The organism is Streptomyces sp. NPDC001410 (assembly GCF_042895235.1).
In the GTDB taxonomy this organism is placed as follows: domain Bacteria; phylum Actinomycetota; class Actinomycetes; order Streptomycetales; family Streptomycetaceae; genus Streptomyces.
In genome coordinates, this window is sequence record NZ_JBIAWE010000005.1 from 77701 (window position 1) to 94112 (window position 16412).

General features: G+C 72.0%; 13 protein-coding genes. 3 read left to right on the forward strand and 10 right to left on the reverse strand.

Features of this window, described 5'->3' with window-relative positions; genetic code table 11:
• Nucleotides 1-6: 6 nt before the first annotated feature.
• Genes ispH through ACFY3C_RS12140 form a run of 5 tightly spaced genes read right to left on the reverse strand, consistent with a single transcriptional unit; the run spans nt 7 to nt 6937 of the window.
• Nucleotides 7-1005, reverse strand: a complete 999-nt coding sequence (ispH, locus tag ACFY3C_RS12120) for a 4-hydroxy-3-methylbut-2-enyl diphosphate reductase (protein ID WP_390770664.1) — start codon at nt 1003-1005, stop codon at nt 7-9.
• Complete coding sequence (locus tag ACFY3C_RS12125; RefSeq protein ID WP_390770665.1) at nt 1002-4688, reverse strand: ABC transporter ATP-binding protein; 3687 nt, start codon at nt 4686-4688, stop codon at nt 1002-1004. The genes ispH and ACFY3C_RS12125 overlap by 4 nt, the downstream gene beginning before the upstream one ends.
• A 32-nt stretch (nt 4689-4720) precedes the next feature.
• A complete protein-coding gene (locus ACFY3C_RS12130) occupies nt 4721-5413 on the reverse strand; it encodes a 4'-phosphopantetheinyl transferase family protein (protein WP_390770666.1) in 693 nt (230 codons plus the stop codon).
• Complete coding sequence (locus ACFY3C_RS12135; RefSeq protein ID WP_386579007.1) at nt 5410-5619, reverse strand: MbtH family protein; 210 nt, start codon at nt 5617-5619, stop codon at nt 5410-5412. The genes ACFY3C_RS12130 and ACFY3C_RS12135 overlap by 4 nt, the downstream gene beginning before the upstream one ends.
• Before the next feature lie 37 nt (nt 5620-5656).
• Complete coding sequence (locus ACFY3C_RS12140; protein ID WP_390770667.1) at nt 5657-6937, reverse strand: glycosyltransferase; 1281 nt, start codon at nt 6935-6937, stop codon at nt 5657-5659.
• Between the two features lie 192 nt (nt 6938-7129).
• On the opposite strand from ACFY3C_RS12140, the gene ACFY3C_RS12145 reads away from it, so the two are divergent.
• The 3 genes from ACFY3C_RS12145 to ACFY3C_RS12155 are packed head-to-tail and all read left to right on the forward strand — an operon-like array spanning nt 7130 to nt 10817.
• Nucleotides 7130-8407 (forward strand): glycosyltransferase, encoded by a 1278-nt coding sequence (locus ACFY3C_RS12145; protein WP_390770668.1) that lies wholly within the window; start codon nt 7130-7132, stop codon nt 8405-8407.
• The gene (locus ACFY3C_RS12150) at nt 8404-9786 is read left to right on the forward strand and encodes an NDP-hexose 2,3-dehydratase family protein (protein WP_386579012.1); all 1383 of its coding nucleotides are present in this window, start codon (nt 8404-8406) and stop codon (nt 9784-9786) included. Before ACFY3C_RS12145 ends, ACFY3C_RS12150 begins: the two co-directional genes overlap by 4 nt.
• The gene (locus tag ACFY3C_RS12155; RefSeq protein WP_390770669.1) at nt 9783-10817 is read left to right on the forward strand and encodes a Gfo/Idh/MocA family protein; all 1035 of its coding nucleotides are present in this window, start codon (nt 9783-9785) and stop codon (nt 10815-10817) included. The genes ACFY3C_RS12150 and ACFY3C_RS12155 overlap by 4 nt, the downstream gene beginning before the upstream one ends.
• Nucleotides 10818-10887: 70 nt before the next feature.
• Here ACFY3C_RS12155 and rfbB read toward each other — a convergent pair whose 3' ends face one another.
• From rfbB to ACFY3C_RS12180, 5 genes are read right to left on the reverse strand one after another with little or no spacing between them, the layout of a single operon-like run.
• A complete protein-coding gene (gene rfbB / locus ACFY3C_RS12160) occupies nt 10888-11871 on the reverse strand; it encodes a dTDP-glucose 4,6-dehydratase (RefSeq protein WP_390770670.1) in 984 nt (327 codons plus the stop codon).
• Nucleotides 11868-12935, reverse strand: a complete 1068-nt coding sequence (locus tag ACFY3C_RS12165) for a glucose-1-phosphate thymidylyltransferase (RefSeq protein ID WP_386579094.1) — start codon at nt 12933-12935, stop codon at nt 11868-11870. The genes rfbB and ACFY3C_RS12165 overlap by 4 nt, the downstream gene beginning before the upstream one ends.
• Entirely contained in the window at nt 12932-13831 is a 900-nt protein-coding gene (locus ACFY3C_RS12170; protein WP_390770671.1) for a hypothetical protein, read from the reverse strand. The genes ACFY3C_RS12165 and ACFY3C_RS12170 overlap by 4 nt, the downstream gene beginning before the upstream one ends.
• 21 nt (nt 13832-13852) lie before the next feature.
• Entirely contained in the window at nt 13853-15070 is a 1218-nt protein-coding gene (locus tag ACFY3C_RS12175) for a DegT/DnrJ/EryC1/StrS family aminotransferase (protein WP_390770672.1), read from the reverse strand.
• Nucleotides 15051-16355 (reverse strand): glycosyltransferase, encoded by a 1305-nt coding sequence (locus ACFY3C_RS12180; RefSeq protein ID WP_390770673.1) that lies wholly within the window; start codon nt 16353-16355, stop codon nt 15051-15053. Before ACFY3C_RS12180 ends, ACFY3C_RS12175 begins: the two co-directional genes overlap by 20 nt.
• Nucleotides 16356-16412: the final 57 nt, after the last annotated feature.

The window sequence follows — 16412 nt, forward strand, 5'->3', positions numbered from 1 at the left end:
GGGTCCTCACCGGTTCTCGTCGGCCAGCGGCGTGCGCGGGGCCCGCCCGGTGACCGGGTCGGCCAGCCGCGAGGGCATGGCGAAGACCACGTCCTCCGGGGTCCCGTCGTCCGTGCGGACGTCGGCGAGCCCGAGTTCGGTCAGCCGGTCCACCAGGCCGCGCACCAGGATCTCCGGCGCGCTGGCGCCGGCGCTGATGCCGACCGAGCCGACCGACTCCAGCCAGCGCTCGTCCAGATGCGTCACGTCGGGGACCAGATGGGCGGGGCAGCCCTCGCGGCGGGCGACCTCGACCATCCGCAGCGAGTTGCTGGAGTTCTCGGAGCCGACGACGAGCACCAGGTCGCAGGAGCGGGCCAGGGACTTCACCGCGTTCTGCCGGTTCTGGCTCGCGTAGCAGATGTCGTCGCCGTGCGGGCCGACGATGTCGGTGAAGCGCCGGTGCAGGGCCTCGACGACCTCGGCGGTCTCGTCGAAGGACAGGGTGGTCTGGGTCAGGTACGCCACCGGGGTGTCGTCGGGAAGGTCCAGCCGCTCGACGTCCTCGGCGCTCTCCACGACCAGGGTCCTGGCGGGCGCCTCGCCGCGGACCCCCTCGACCTCCTCGTGGTCCTCGTGCCCGACCAGCAGGATGGTGCGCCCGTCGCGGTCGTACCGGACCGCCTCCTGGTGCACCTTGGACACCAGCGGGCAGGTGGCGTCGATGACGTCGAGCCGCCGTGCGGCCGCGCCCGCCCGCACCTGCGGGGAGACGCCGTGGGCGGAGAAGACGCACACCGCGCCCTCGGGCACCTCGTCCTCGCTGTCCACGAAGACCGCGCCGCGCCGCCGCAGTTCACCGACGACGTGGTGGTTGTGCACGATCTCCTTGCGGACGTACACGGGCGCGCCGTACAGGTCCAGGGCGCGTTCGACGATGCCGATGGCGCGCCGTACGCCCGCGCAGAAGCCGCGGGGTTCGGCCAGGAGGACGCGCCCGCGGGGCGTCGTCTGCTCGGTGGTCATAGGGGCCTTCCTTGCGTCTGGAGTTCTGTCCGGGGGTGCGCCTCGTGGGCGCGCCAGAGGGCGGCGTAGTGGCCGCCCAGCGCGAGGAGTTCGGTGTGCGTTCCGTCCTCGCACACGCGGCCGTCCCGCAGGACGAGCACGCGGTCGGCGCGGGCCGCCAGGGCGAGCCGGTGGGTGATGACCAGCGTGGTGCGCCGGGTGGCGAGCCGGTCGGTGGCGGCGTCGACCATGGCCTCGGTGGCGGGGTCCAGGGCGGACGTCGCCTCGTCGAGGAGCAGCACGGCCGGCGCGGCCAGCCGGGTCCGGGTGAGGGCGATCAGCTGGCGCTGGCCCACGGAGAGGTTGCCTCCGCCCTCGGTGATCCGCTGGCGGTAGCCGTCGGGCAGCGCGGTGATGAAGGAGTGCGCGCCGGTCAGCCGTGCCGCCGCCTCGACCTCGTCGTCCGTGGCGTCGTCACGCCCGTAGGCGATGGCGTCCCGGACGGTTCCGGCGAACAGGTGGGGCTCCTGGGGGATCAGGCCGAGCCGTTGCCGGTAGGCGCTCAGGTCGAGTTCGCGGACGTCCTGCCCGTCGACGAGGACGGCACCGGCGGTGGGGTCGTAGAACCGCGCGACCAGCTTCAGCAGGGTCGACTTTCCGGACCCGCTCTCGCCGACGACGGCCACCCGCTGACCTGCGGGGATCCGGACGCTCATGCCGGTCAGCGCGGCCGCCGGACGTGCCACGCGGCCCGCGGTGTCCTCCGCGGTGTCCGCGTACCGGAAGTGGACGTCGTGGAGGACGATCTCGCCGCGCAGCGGGCCGACGGGGCGGGGACGCGCGGCCTGCGGTGTGCCGGTGGGCAGCCGCAGCAGCTCGTCGATCCGGTCGAGGGAGACCCGTGCCTGCTGGAAGGTGTCGTACAGCTGGGAGATCTGCTGGACGGGGAGGAAGAACAGCTCCAGGTACAGCAGGTAGGCGACGAGTGTGCCCGCGCTCATGGAGCCGTCCCGGACGTGGTGCGTCCCGAAGCCCAGCAGGCCGGCCGCGCAGACGGCGGCCAGGCATTCGATGAAGGGGAAGTACAGGGCCATCAGGTACTGCGAGCGGATCCGCGCCCGCCGGACGGCGTCGCTGTGTGCGGCGAACCGGCTCAGGAACGCCTCCTCCTGGCGGAACGCCTGGATGACGGGCATGCCCTGCGCGCTCTCCTGGAGGGCGGCGTTGACCGTGGCGGTCCGCTCCCGCGCCAGCCGGTAGGCGACCAGCGACCGGCGGCGGAACACGGCCGTGGCCAGGTACAGGGCGGGCAGCAGAAGCAGGGCCGCCAGGAGCAGGACGGGGTTGGCGACCAGCAGGACGACCAGGACTCCGGCCATGGTCAGCAGGCCGGCGAGGAAGCCCGTCAGTCCTGTCTGCAGGAACCCGGAGACGGCGTCCACGTCGGTGGTCATCCGGGTGAGGGTCCGGCCGTCGGCCTCCCGCTCGTAGTGGTCCAGGCCCAGGCGGTGCAGCTGGGCGGCCATGCGGACCCGCAGGGCGTACAGCAGGCGCTCGCCGGTGCGTCCGGTGACCAGCAGGGAGCCGCGCTGGACCAGCCAGCGCAGCAGCGTGACGGCCAGGGCGGCGGCGCACGCCGCCGACAGCGCGGCGGGAGCTGCCCCGTCGGTGATGCTCTCGATGCCCCGGCGCACGGCGTAGGGCTGGGCGAGACCGCACAGGACGTCGGCGAACACCAGGGCCAGGCCCGCCGCGAGCGGCAGCCAGAAGCCCCGGGTGAGCCTGCGGAGCCCGAACGTGCCGCCGACGTCACGGGCCAGCGCGTCCTCGTCCACCGCCGGGTCCTCGTCGACGGCCGGGGGCCCGGGCGGGGACGCGGAGGCAGGCGCGGGGGCGGACGCGGACCGCGTGTGCGGGCCGGGCGCGGGGCCGATCGGCGGTGCGGGGGTGCCGGACGGCTCGGCCGGGGCCGCGTCGAAGTGGGCACGGTAGAGGGCGCAGCGGGCGTGCAGTTCGTCGTGGGTGCCCAGGTCGGCGAGCCGGCCGCGGTCCAGTACGGCTATGCGGTCGGCCAGGGCCAGGGTCGATCTGCGGCGTGCGACCACGAGCGTCGTACGGCCGTCGGCGTGGACGCGCAGGCCCTCGTGGATCGCCGCCTCCACGGCCGGGTCCACCGCGGAGGTCGCGTCGTCGAGGATCAGCAGACGGGGTTTCAGGAGCAGGGCGCGGGCCAGGGCGAGGCGTTGGCGCTGGCCGCCGGAGAGGGTCCGGCCCCGCTCGCCGACCTCGGTCAGGTAGCCGTTCGCCAGGGCCGAGACGAAGCCGTCGGCCTGGGCGAGCCGTGCTGCCTCGCGGATCTCCTCGTCGTCCGCGTCGGGGCGGCCCAGCGCGATGTTGTCGCGGATGCTCCCGGCGAACAGGAGGCTCTCCTCCGGCACCAGGGCGAGGGAGGCACGCAGCGATTCCAGACTCAGTTCGCGTACGTCCGTGCCGCCGATCCGGACAGCGCCCGTCCGCGCCTCGTGGAACCGGGCCGGCAGCAGGGCGAGCGTGGACTTGCCGGACCCCGGACCGCCGACGACGGCGACCGTCTCGCCGGGTTCGATGCGCAACGACAGGTCGTCGAGCACGGGGCGGTCGGGCGTGTACCGGAAGCCGACGTGGTCGAACTCGACGGCCAGGGGCCCCTCGTCGGGCAGCCGGGCGGCACCGTCCGCGCGCCGCGGCGCTACGTCGGTCAGCTCCAGCACGCGGGCGACGGCGGCCGTGGCCTGCTGGACGGAGTTCGCCAGGCCCGCCAGGATGCCCAGCGGACCCGCGAGTTGGATGAGGTACATCGAGAAGGCGACGAACGTGCCGAGGCTCAGCCGGCCCCCGGCCGCCGCCCAGCCGCCGAGGGCCAGGACGGCGATCTGGGCGAGCGCCGGTACGGCCTGCAGCGGCGGCTGGTAGCGGGCGACCAGCCGGGTGACGCGCATGCGCGCGGCGTACAGCCGCCGGGCCGCCTCCGTGTACCGGGCCGTCTCCCGCTCCTCGCGGCCGAAGGCCTTGACGAGCTGGACGCCGGCGACGGAACTCTGCACGACGCCCGCGGCGGTGGCCGCCCGGTCCTGGGCCTGCCAGGTGGCGGCCAGCAACTGCGGGTGGCTACGCCGGGCCAGAGCCCACAGGACGGGGACCATGAGCAGGCTCACCGCCGTCAGCGGCAGGGAGAGCACGGCCATCACGGTGAGCACCCCAACGACGGTGGTGATGTGGGAGACCAGGGCCGGCAGCATGGCGACCAGGCTGTGCACGCCGTTCAGGTCGACCGTGGCCCGGCTCATGAGCTGTCCGGGCGCCAGGTCCTGCTGCCCGGGACCGTCCGGGCGGGACACCGCCCGGAACAGTGCCACGCGCAGATCGTGCTGGACGTCGGCGGCGAGCCGGCTCGCGTGGAAGCGGCGCAGAAAGGTCAGCGCGTACCGGGCCGCGGCGACGGCCAGCAGCAGGGTCGTCCAGGGGAGCAGGGGGCGCGCGCCCTCGACGACCACGTCGTCCAGCACGATCTGGGTGATCAGCGGCACCGCGACGCTCGTCGCCGTGGCACCCACGGCGCCCACGAGCGACTGCGCCAGCGCCCCGCGGTGACGGAGACAGTGGCCGAGCAGGCGCCGCAGTGGACGGCCGCGGGGGGCTTCCGCGTCAACAGCGGATGGCGCCACGTCGGTTCCTTTCCTGAGCTTGCGTGTGGTCGTCACTGGAACGCGGCCGCCCGCCAGTCGCCCGGGTCCGCGACGAGCGGGGCCGCGGGCCGGCCGCTCACGGCGATGGACAGCACCGCGCGGGTGCCGCCGGCCGGGGTCACGACCGTGGTCACGGTGTCGGAGCCGTAGTCGGCATCGGGCGGGAACGGCAGCCGGCTGCCGGACGGTCGCGTGGACGGCCAGTCGGTCGGCACGGCGACCGGCCGGGTGAGTCCGCCGCGGCGCAGGCCGTGTCCGCGGGCCTTGCCGATGGCCTCCTTACGGGTCCACAGCGCCAGGAACGCCTCGTCGCGCTCGTGCCGGGGCAGGCCGGCGATCCAGTCGGCAGCGGTGTCACCGAGCCACCGGCGAGCCAGTGCGGTGGCGGGCAGCGGCCGGACGATCTCGATGTCCACGCCGAGGGCCGCCGGACCGTGGGAGAGGGCGACGGCGAAGACGCCCGCGGCGTGGCTGAGGCTGACCTGCACGCCGGCGGCGGGCCCGGTGAGCCGGGGGCGCCCACCGGGGTCGTGTGCCACCCGGATCAGGTGGGCCGGGCTGCCGGTCAGTTCGGCCGCGGAGGCGACGAGCGCGGCATGGGTGGCAGCGCGCTCGTCGCCCTCGGGGGCAGGCCCCCACCGGACGGCCGGCCGCGTGGGGTCCGGCGGGCCGTCGGTGCGGGGGAACGGGACCTGCCTCCTCATCCCGCCATCTGGCGGACGAGGCTCTTGGGCCGCATGTCGGTCCAGTTCTTCTCGATGTGGTCCAGGCAGGCCTGCCGGCTGTCCTCCGCGTGGGCCACTTCCCAGCCCGCTGGGATCTCGGCGAAACCGGGCCACAGGGAGTGCTGGCCCTCGTCGTTGACGAGCACCAGGTACCGGCCGTCTTCGTCCTCGAAGGGATTGGACATCTCATCCTCTTTTCTTGGTTGTTGCTCTGGGTTCTGGTCAGGAAACGATCTTCTCGAGCATCCGGACCGCGTTCTCGGCCCCGTTCTCCACGGACGTCAGCCGGGCCAGGCGGTCGACCGCGCGGGCGATGCCCGGGTCCTTGAGGGCCTGATCGACCGCTTTCGTGAGGGTGTCCGCGGTCAGGTGCCGGTGCGGGACGGGCGGCGGTGCGACGCCCAGGCCATGAAGGTGGTCGGCCCACATCAGCGCTTCCTTCTGGAAGGGACAGATCACCTGGGGAACGCCGGCGCGCAGCGCCGTGTTGTGCGCTCCGGTTCCGCCCGGGTGCACCACGGCACGGACCCGGGGAAACAGCCAGTCGTACGGTATTTCGTCCTCCACCAGGACGTTTTCCGGAGGATTCGGAATGGACGCGCCACCCCAGCCCGTGACGACGATCGCACGGACCCCTGTTCTGCGGACGACCTCCAAAACGATGCGGCCGACTTCCTCGGGGTCCGTGCCCATGTGACTGCCGAATCCGAAGAACACCGGTGCATCGCCGTCGTCCAGGAATTGCAGCAGCCGTTTCGAAGGCTGCCACCGCGCGCTGCTCGGAAGCATCCAGAATCCGGTCGTGTGGACCCATTCGGGCCAGTCGTCCGCCGGCTCGATCACGTGCGGGCTGAAACCGAGGAGCACCGGCGCCGGCGTTCCGTCGGCCCGGAACCTGTTGTCCAGGGCGCCCTCACGGGGCGGAAGTCCGAGGACGTCGGCCCGCCAGCGGCCGAACATCTCGGCGAGCGGCCCCTTGATCGGGTTGTCGTTCACCCGGGCGTGACGCTCCAGGTTGTCCGGCCGCTGCTCGAAGGTGCCGACCTCGGGCGGGTAGCGCCGTGAGGCGACGAAGTGCGGGTAGAGGCTGGCCAGTACGTGCGGAACCCCGAGTTTCTCGGCGATCTGGTGCACGGCCTGACGCGACGAGTGGGAGTGGATCACCACGTCCGCACCGTCCGCGGCGGCGTCCCACATGTCCTTCAGCATGATCGGGTACAGCCGGGGGAATATCTCCGCGAATATGCGTTCCCGGGCCTTGTCGTACGCGTCGCCCTTCCCTTCCGAGTTGACCAGGATCTCCCGGACGTCGGGCCGCTGATGGAGTCGCACGGCCTCGTCCTCCACCGGCGCAAAGTCCACTCCGTATTCCGCGGCCATCGGGCCGTAGAGGCGGGGACCGACGAGTGTGGCCGAATGTCCGGCCTGATTGAGCGCGAAGGCCAGCGCCAGATAGGGCTGCATATCCCCACGAGTGCCATGGGAATAAATCAGTGCTCGCACCGCTTCGGACCCTCCCGTTCCTGACGAGTCGGGCGCGACACCAGCGGCATGGCCCGAGGAAGTACCTTCGGCACGTTAGGGCCTGGCGTAATCGAGCGGCTCTAGGAAATCTGTACAGGACAAATGCCTCTTGCGGACGGTGCGACGGAATGGAAACAGTTGGCCGTTCCGACGCGTACGGGAGGCGAAACGTTGAAAGTCCTGGTCTACTGCTACGGAAATAGAGGCGACGTCCAGCCATATCTGGCACTGGCCTACGCACTGCGCCGTGCGGGACATGAGGCCGTGCTTGCGGCGCCTCGTCTCTTCGCACCGCTCGCCGACCAGTACGGCGTGCCGTTCGCCCAGCTGGACGACGCCGCCGTCACCGTGCGCTCCCGGGCGGACATCCGCCGCCTCCAGGCGCACAGCGACCGTCCGACCGCTCGGATCGAGGAGCAGCGTCGGGAGGTCCGCCGGCAGATGGTTCCGCACTACGCGGCCGTACTGCGTGATCTGTGGGAGGCGGCGGCCTGCGGCCCCGACGTGATCGTTCACTCGCACGCGTTCCGTGAGGTGATTCCGCAGATCGCCGAGCGGCTGAAGGTTCCGCACGTCCTAGGCTCCCTCTATCCCAACTTCGTGGTCTCGCGCGACTATCCGGCGTTCGGCATGCTGTCGGACGTGTTCTCCGGCAAGGAGGACACGAGCCGGACGGACGTACGGACCTATCTGCCGCCCGCCGTCATCGACGTGGTGGACCGGTGGCGCGCGGACACCCTCGGGCTTCCGCCGCGGGAGGGCTACCTCGACTTCCGGTTCTCCGCCGACGGCGCGCCCGCACCCGTGCTGCACAGCTTCAGCCCGCATGTCCTCACCCCGGGCTCCGACTGGCCCGACTCGGTGCACACCGACGGCTTCTGGCACCTTCCGCCGCCGCCGGGCTGGCAGCCGCCGGAGCGGTTGCTGCGCTTCCTGGAGGAGGGCGAGAAGCCGGTTCTCATCGGGTTCGGCAGCGCTCTTGGGACCGACCCCGAGCGGACCACCGCCCTGGTGCTGGACGCCGTGCGGGAGAGCGGCCGGCGGGCGGTGGTCGTGGCCGGCTGGGGCGGCCTCGACGTCGCCGGCGCCCCGGACGGCGTCCTCGCGCTGGACGAGGTTCCCTACGGATGGCTGCTGCCACGGGTGCGCGTGGCCGTCAACTCCGGCTCGCTGGGCGCGCACAACGCCGCGCTCTCGGCGGGGGTCCCCCAGGTCGTCTGCCCGTTCGAGGTGAACCAGCTGATGTGGGGCGAGCATCTGCACCGCCTGGGAGTGGCGCCCGCCCCGCTGAAGCAGCGCGAGCTGACGTCGTCCGCCCTGGCCGGGGCGATCACGACGGCAGCCACGGACCCGGCCATCGCCGCGGCCGCCGCCGAGCTGGGCGAGCGCCTGCGGGCCGAGGACGGCGCCGCCTCCGCGGTGCGGTTCCTGGAGAGGATCCAGCCGTGACGGGGGCCGCCACGGCGAGCCGGATCTCGCCCACCGACACCGCGCTCGCGGCTCGGCTGGCCCTGTCGGCACGGTGTACCGACGGGGTGACCAGCACCGCCGCGTTCTTCGACTGGCTTGCCGAACGGCAGCTGCACCATGCGCAGAAGACCGAGCGCATACCCTTCGGCGCACTCGACAAGTGGGGGTTCGACCCGGACACCGGGGACCTGGGCCACACCAGCGGGCGGTTCTTCTCGGTGCAGGGACTGCGGGTCCGCTCCGACTTCGGTGCGGTGCCCGCATGGTCCCAGCCGATCATCAGCCAGCCCGAGGTCGGCATCCTCGGCCTCGCCGTGCGCGAGATCGACGGCGTGCTGCACTTCCTGATGCAGGCCAAGTCGGAGCCGGGGAACGTCAACGGTGTCCAGCTCTCCCCCACCGTCCAGGCGACGCGCAGCAACTACACGCGGGTACACGGCGGTTCGTCGGTGCCGTATCTGGACGCCTTCCGCGCACCCGAGCCCGGGCGGGTGCTGGCGGACGTGCTGCAGTCCGAGCAGGGCTCCTGGTTCCTGCGCAAGCGCAACCGCAACATGGTGGTCGAGGCCGGGCCCGAGCTGCAGGCCGGCGAGGACTTCTGCTGGCTGACGCTGGGACAGCTCAACTCCCTGCTGCGGTGGGAGAACCTGGTCAACATGGACGCGCGGACCGTGCTGTCGTGCCTGCCCGACTGGGACCGCGTCGACGGGCCCGGGAGCGCCGTGCACACCGGACAGGAGATCCGCAGCTGGCTGACCGACCGCCGGGTCACGCACGAGGTCGTCACCGAGCGGCTGCCACTGCGGGCGGTCTCCGGCTGGCACCGCACGGCCGACGCCATCGCGCACGACGAGGGCCGGTTCTTCAGCATCGTCGCGGTCCACGTGGGCTCGCGCAGCCGGGAGGTGGCTTCCTGGACCCAGCCGCTGCTGCGGCCGCACGGCCAGGGGATCGCCGCGCTGCTCGTCAAGCGCGTCGGCGGTGTCCTCCACGCGCTGATGCACGCACGCGTCGAACCGGGATTCGTCGACACGGTGGAGCTGGGGCCGACCGTGCAGTGCGCGCCCGACAGTCACGCCCACCTGGCCGCCGCCGACCGGCCGCCCCATCTGGATCTGGTGCTGGGCGCCGACCGGGCGCACACCCTGTTCGACACCGTGCTGTCGGAGGAGGGCGGCAGGTTCGACCAGGCGCAGACCCGATACATGATCATCTCGGTGGACGACCGGGTCCCGGTCGAGGAGAACGCCGCGATGCGCTGGCTGAGTCCGGGCCAGCTGGAGGATCTGCTGAAGTACAGCGGCCAGCTCAACGTCCAGGCCAGGACGCTGGTGGCCGCCCTCAGGGCGGTGCGATGACCCACGACCGCGGCACCCCGCCGGTACGCATCGGGGTCCTGGGAGCCGCCTCCATCGCCTGGCGGCGGGTCCTGCCCGCGATGACGGCCTGCCCGGACGTCGAGGTCGTCGCCGTGGCCTCCCGGGACCCGCGGCGGGCGCGCCGGTTCGCCGACCGCTTCGGCTGTGCGGCCGTCACCGGGTACGAGGCGCTGCTGGAGCGCTCGGGCGTCGAGGCGGTGTACGTTCCGCTGCCCGCGGCGCTGCACCACACGTGGGCCGCCCGCGCGCTGGAGGCCGGCCGGCATGTGCTGGTCGAGAAACCCATGGCCACGACGGCGGCACAAGCCCGGGAACTGACCGCGCTCGCCGAGAGCCGCGGCCTGGTGCTGCGGGAGAACTTCATGTTCCTCCATCACCCGCGCCACCAGGCCGTCTCCGAGCTGCTGCGGGACGGACGGATCGGCCGGCTCCGCATGCTCCACGCGTCGTTCTGCGTCCCTGCGCTCTCCCCCGACGACATCCGGTACACCCGCGAACTGGGGGGTGGCGCTCTGCTGGACACGGGCGTCTACCCGCTGCGGACCGCGGTGCGATTCCTGGGACGGGGACTGCAGGTCACCGGCGCCACCCTCCGGATCCGGCCGAGCGACGGCCTGGACGTCTCCGGGCAGGTCCTGCTGGCCGCCGACTCGGGTGTCCTCGCCTCGCTGGACTTCGGCTTCGAGCACGGTTACGGGGCGCGGTACACGCTGTGGGGCGACCGGGCGCGGCTGACCGCGGACCAGGTCGTCAGCCCGCCGACCGAGCTGCGCACGCAGCTGCGGATCGAGGAACAGGACCGGGTGGAGCAGCTCCTGCTGCCGCCCGCCGACCAGTTCCTGGCCTGCGTCGCGGAATTCGCGGCGGCGGTCCGCGGGGCGGTCGGCTCCGGCGGTAGCGACCGGGCGGCGTGGCACGCGGACGCGGTGGCGACGCTGGAGCTGGTGGACGCGGTCCGGGAACGGGCCGTCAGGGTGCCGTGCGAGGAAGTCGGTACGAAGAACGCGTGACCGGGGCGCTCCCCGAAAGCCGAAGGGCCCGCTTGCGCGGGCCCTTCGCCATGAGTGCCGGATTCAACGCTCAGAGGGTCGCCCGTGTCAGCAGCGGTTCCCACCAGGAGCGGTTGTCGCGGTACCAGCGGACGGTCTCCTCCAGGCCGGTGGCGAAGTCCTTGTGCGGCCGGTAGCCCAGCTCGTCGCGGATCCTGCTCCAGTCGACCGAGTAGCGCCGGTCGTGGCCCTTGCGGTCCTCGACGTACTCGACGCGGTCCCAGCCGGCGCCGCAGGCCTCCAGGAGCATCGACGTGAGTTCCTTGTTGGTCAGCTCGGTACCGCCGCCGATGTTGTAGACCCGGCCCGGCCGGCCACCGGTGCGCACCAGCTCGATGCCCCGGACGTGGTCGTCGACGTGCAGCCAGTCCCGTACGTGCTCGCCGTCGCCGAACAACGGCACGTCGCCGCCGTCCAGGAGCGTGGTGACGAAGCGCGGGATGAGCTTCTCCGGGAAGTGGTGAGGGCCGTAGTTGTTGGAACAGCGGGTGACCCGGACGTCCAGGCCGTGCGTGTGGTGGTACGACAGCGCGACCAGGTCACTGGACGCCTTCGAGGCCGCGTACGGGGAGTTGGGGAGCAGCGGCGCGGTCTCGGGCGTGGAACCCGTCGGCACCGAGCCGTACACCTCGTCGGTGGAGATGTGCACGAAGGTGCCGAGGCCCGTGCGCAGGGCCGCGTCGAGCAGGGTCTGGGTGCCGAGCGCGTTGGTGCGCAGGAACGCCGTCGCGCCCAGGATCGACCGGTCCACGTGCGACTCGGCCGCGAAGTGCACCACCTGGTCGCTGCGGGCCGTCAGCGACTCGACGAGTGGGGCGTCGCAGATGTCGCCGTGCACGAAGGTGAATCGGGGGTCCTGCCTGACCGGGTCGAGGTTGGCCGGGTTGCCGGCGTAGGTCAGGGCGTCGAGGACGGTGACGCGGACGTCGCCCGGGCCCTGCGGGCCGAGCAGCGTCCGTACGTAGTGGGAGCCGATGAAGCCGGCTCCGCCCGTCACGAGGATGCTGGTCGTCATGGGGAGATCTGCACCTTGCTGTGGTCGCCGAGGATGAGCCGGTGTGCTGCGGGAGCCCGGGGGGCCGGGGTGACTTCCACGTTCCGGCCGATCAGGGACGCCTCGACACGGCGCACCCCGGTGATGGAGGAACCGGGCAGCACGATGGAGAACTCGATCTCGCTGTCCTCGATGCGGCACCGCTCGGAGATCGACGTGAAGGGACCCACGTAGGAGCCGCTGACCTCCACACCGGACGCGATGACCACCGGGCCGACGATCCGGGAGCCGCGGACCCTCGCCCCGTCCGCGATCCGCACCCGGCCGACGATCTCCGTGGCCTCGTCGACGTCCCCGGCGACCATGGGCTCGATGGTCTCGAGGACGGTGCGGTTGACCTCCAGCATGTCGCCGACGTTGCCGGTGTCCTTCCAGTAGCCGGAGATCGTGGTGGAGCGTACGTCGCGCCGCCGGTCGATCAGCCACTGGATGGCATCGGTGATCTCCAGTTCTCCGCGGCCGGAAGGGGTGATGGCGGCGACCGCTTCGTGGATCGCCGGGGTGAACAGGTAGACGCCGACCAGGGCCAGGTCGCTCTTGGGTTCGGCGGGCTTCTCCACGAGGCCCACCACCCTTCCCCGCTCGTCGAGTTCGGCGACGCCGAAGGCGGTGGGGTCGGGCACCCGGGTGAGCAGGATCTGCGCGTCGGGCCGCCCGGTGCGGAACTCCTCGACCAGTCCGGTGATGCCGCCGACGATGAAGTTGTCGCCGAGGTACATCACGAAGTCGTCGTCGCCGAGGAAGTCCCGGGCGATGCGCACCGCGTGGGCGAGGCCCAGGGGGGCCTCCTGGGGGAGGTACGTGATGCGCAGGCCGTCGAATCCACCCTCGTCGACGGCCGCACGGATCTCGTCCGCGGTCTCCCCGACGACGATGCCCACGTCCCTGATGCCCGCGTCCGCGATGGCCTCCAGCACGTAGAACAGGACGGGCTTGTTGGCGACGGGGACCAGTTGCTTGGCCGAGGTGTGGGTGATGGGCCGCAGCCGGCTGCCGGTGCCGCCCGCCAGGACGAGGGCCCTCATGTCCACGACACGACCGTGTCGGGGTCGACGAAGCCGAGGATGCCGGCGAGCGTGGTGCGGCGGCTCCCGGCGCTGGTGTTGGGCTCCACCGCGTGGATGTGCGCACCGTTGAAGACGTAGATGTCACCGGCGTTGATCTCGAGCCACTGGCACTCGATGCCGTCGAGGGTGTCCATCGGGTACGGGGAGCCGGTGTGCTCCAGGCTCAGGCGGCGCTTGCTGTCCTCGTCCGGCTGGATGTTCCACAGGGCGAGCCGGCCGCCGTCGCCGTTCTCCAGGCATATGTTGAGCGCGCAGACCTGGTGGTCGAGCACACGCTGGATCTCGAAGCCCGCCTGCCCGGGGTGGGTGCACTGGGAGCTGTCCTCGTGCGGGTCGAGGGTGTAGTCGCCGGCGCCGTGCCAGGAGCGCAGCAGCCCGCGGCACGCCTGGCGGCCCCCGTGCTCGGCACGGCGCACCGTGACGTCCTGCGGGGCGAGGGCCCCGGCGAGACCGTCGTAGAACTCGGTCAGCGGGTCCCGCTCGATGTCGAGCACCTGCTCCAGCGCCGGTGCGGTGCGCTCGGACTCGTCGAGGTACTCCTCGGTCGTCTTGTGGAAGTGGTAGGTGCCCAGGTAGTAGCTGGGTGCGACGGCGGTCCGCTGCTCCCGGTCGCCGCTGTCCCAGAAACGTGCGGACAGCTGGGCGCAGATCTCCGGATCGACCGCGCCGCGGAAGACGACGCCCGCGCTCCTGCCCCTGAGCACGTCGACGACGGCCTGCGGGTCGAAGGTCCGGTACTCCTTGATGCGGAAGTAGTCGGGGTCCCCGCTGAATCCGGTGAGGCGCCGACCTGCGGCGGGCGCGGCGACGGCTTCGCTCGTGGCTTCGGTGGTGGCTTCGGTGGTGATCGCCATGTGGTGTCTCTCCCTTGGTTGTCAGTGCGCCGACGCTGCCCCGAGCACCTGCCGTACGACCTCGCAGACGCGGTCCACGTCGTGCGGGGTCACGGCCGGCCCGGACGGCAGGACCAGGACGCGTTCGGCCAGTGCCTCGGTGCCGGGCAGCGGTAGTGGCATGTGGACGTCGGCCCGCTGCGCATAGGGCCGCATGCGGTGGCAGCCCGGGTGGAAGTACCTCTGGGCCAGCACGTTCTCCTGATGGAGTGCGGCGAGCAGCCGGTCGCGGTGGACTCCGGTGACCGTGGCGTCGATCTCCATGACGACGTACTGGTGGTTGCTGCGCTCCCCCGGGCCGGGGCCGCGCAGCCGCACGCCGGGGACGCCGGAGAGCCCGGCCCGGTAGTGCTCGTGCCGCAGAGCGTTCGCCGCGGTGATCTCGTCCATGTGCTCAAGAGCGGTGAGCCCCATGGCCGCGGAGATCTCGTTCATCTTGGCGTTGGTGCCGAAGGTGAGGACCTCCCGGCCGGGCCCGAACCCGAAGTTGCGCATGCGGTCCACGCGTTCGGCGAGTTCGGGGTCGTTCGTGAGGACGGCTCCGCCTTCGAACGCGTTGATGAACTTGGTCGCGTGGAAGCTGAGGATCTCGCCGTCGCCGAAGCCGCCGACCGCGCGGCCGTCCAGCTCGCAGCCCAGGGCGTGCGCGCCGTCGTAGAGCAGGCCGAGGCCGTGCTCGTCCGCGATCGCCCGCAGCTCGTCGTCGGGGCAGATCCGGCCCCACAGGTGAACGCCGACGATGCCGCTGGTGCGTCGGGTGACGAGCCGGCGCACATGGGCGGGGTCCAGGGTGCCGGTGTGCGGGTCGATGTCGGCGAAGACCGGGGTCAGGCCCTGCCACTGCAGGGCGTGGACGGTGGCGACGTAGGTGAACGACGGCACGATCACCTCGCCGGTCAGGCCGCGGGCCCGGACCAGCACCTCCAGCGCGGAGGTGCCGTTGCTGGTGGCCAGGACGTGTGCGGCTCCGGTGAGTTGGGTGAGCCGGTCCTCGAACTCGCGCACCAGCGGGCCGTTGTTGGTCAGCCAGCCCCGGTCGAGGGCCTGTGAGATGCGTTCGAACAGACGGCGGCGGTCGGGAATGTTGGGGGTGCCGACGTGCAGCGGCCGGTCGAAGGCGGGGCGTTCGCTGCGGCGGGCCGGGACGGGCCGCTCCTGGTCGACCGCGCTCCCGATGCCGTCATGCGTGGTGAGCGACACGGCGTGCTCCTGTCTGCTCGTGGTGGACTCGTTCCAGCACCCGGACGGCGCCAGGGGCGCCGTCCTCCTCGCGCACCAGGGCGGCGACCCTGGCGACGGTGCGGGCGATGCCGGGATCGGTGACGGCGATCCGGATGGCCTCGGCGAGGGCGTCGGCGGTCAGGTCGCGCTGCAGCAGGGGCGCGGGAGCGACGCCGAGTTCGTGCAGGCGCCCGGCCCACACCAGCTGTTCCTTGTGGAACGGGCAGCTGACCTGCGGGACGCCGGCCTCGAGAGCCGCGTTGTGGGCGCCGACGCCGCCCGCGTGGACGGCGGCCCGTACGCGCGGCAGCAACCAGTCGTAGGGGACCTCGGTGGCGGTGATGATGTCCGTGCCCGGCTCCGGGATCTCGATCCCGCCCCAGCCCGCCACCACCACGGCGCGCACTCCGGCGCGCCGCACCGCCTCCTGCACCAGGCGGCCGGTGGCCCTCGGGTCCGGGGCCAGGGAACTCCCGAACCCGACGAACACCGGCTTCTCACCGGCCTCCAGGAACCGCCGCAGGTCCTCGGGCGGGATCCAGTCGACGGCCGGGGGGAGTGACCAGAACCCGGTGGTGTGGACCCACTCCGGCCAGTCGGCGGACGGCTTCACCAGCTGCGGGCTGAAGCCGTGCAGGACGGTGGCCGGGGTGCCGTCGGCGCGGTACCGGAAGTCCGTGGCGTTCTCCCGCGGCGGCAGTCCGAGCACCTCGGACCGCCATTCGGCGAGCGCGCGGGCGGGAAGCGCCGTGAAGACGTTCTCCTCCTGCCCGGGCTTCTCGGGAATTCGGTGGGTCCGTTCGAAGAACGTGTGGTCCCGAGACGGTACGAAGTTGGGGTAAAGGGTCGCGAGGACGTGCGGTACGCCGATCTTTTCGGCTATCTGGGCAGCGGCTTCCCGTTGGCTGTGCGAATGGACGACGATGTCGGCGCTGCCGTCGGCAGCCACCTCCCACATGTCCCGGAAAACCGCGGGATAGATGCGCGGGAACGACTCGACGAAGATCTTCTGCTTGAGTTCCCGGTCGGCTTCCGTCAGGGCGTCACTGCGCTGCAGGACGTCCCTGAACTCGGGCCTGGTCATGAGCTGGACGAGGTCGTCGTTCAGCGCCGCGAACGGAACTCCGTATTTCTCCGCGGCCGGGGAGAAAAGGCGGGGGGCCGCCAGAACCACGCTGTGTCCGGCCTGTTGCAGCGCCACGGAAAGCGCCAGATAAGGCTCGACGTCCCCCCGGCTTCCATGGCAGTAGACAAGCGCCTTCATCCGTTCCCCGTCTGTTCGTCATTCGGACCGCTGTCACATTAGGAGAGAGCCGCGCCG

Excerpts from the sequence above, each read along its gene's own strand:
- ACFY3C_RS12155 (WP_390770669.1), top strand. The coding sequence starts at position 9,783 with ATGACCCACGACCGCGGCACCCCGCCGGTACGCATCGGGGTCCTGGGA.
- rfbB (WP_390770670.1), bottom strand. The coding sequence starts at position 11,871 with ATGACGACCAGCATCCTCGTGACGGGCGGAGCCGGCTTCATCGGCTCC.
- ACFY3C_RS12170 (WP_390770671.1), bottom strand. The coding sequence starts at position 13,831 with ATGGCGATCACCACCGAAGCCACCACCGAAGCCACGAGCGAAGCCGTC.
- ACFY3C_RS12180 (WP_390770673.1), bottom strand. The coding sequence starts at position 16,355 with ATGAAGGCGCTTGTCTACTGCCATGGAAGCCGGGGGGACGTCGAGCCT.
- ACFY3C_RS12165 (WP_386579094.1), bottom strand. The coding sequence starts at position 12,935 with ATGAGGGCCCTCGTCCTGGCGGGCGGCACCGGCAGCCGGCTGCGGCCC.
- ispH (WP_390770664.1), bottom strand. The coding sequence starts at position 1,005 with ATGACCACCGAGCAGACGACGCCCCGCGGGCGCGTCCTCCTGGCCGAA.
- ACFY3C_RS12130 (WP_390770666.1), bottom strand. The coding sequence starts at position 5,413 with ATGAGGAGGCAGGTCCCGTTCCCCCGCACCGACGGCCCGCCGGACCCC.
- ACFY3C_RS12135 (WP_386579007.1), bottom strand. The coding sequence starts at position 5,619 with ATGTCCAATCCCTTCGAGGACGAAGACGGCCGGTACCTGGTGCTCGTC.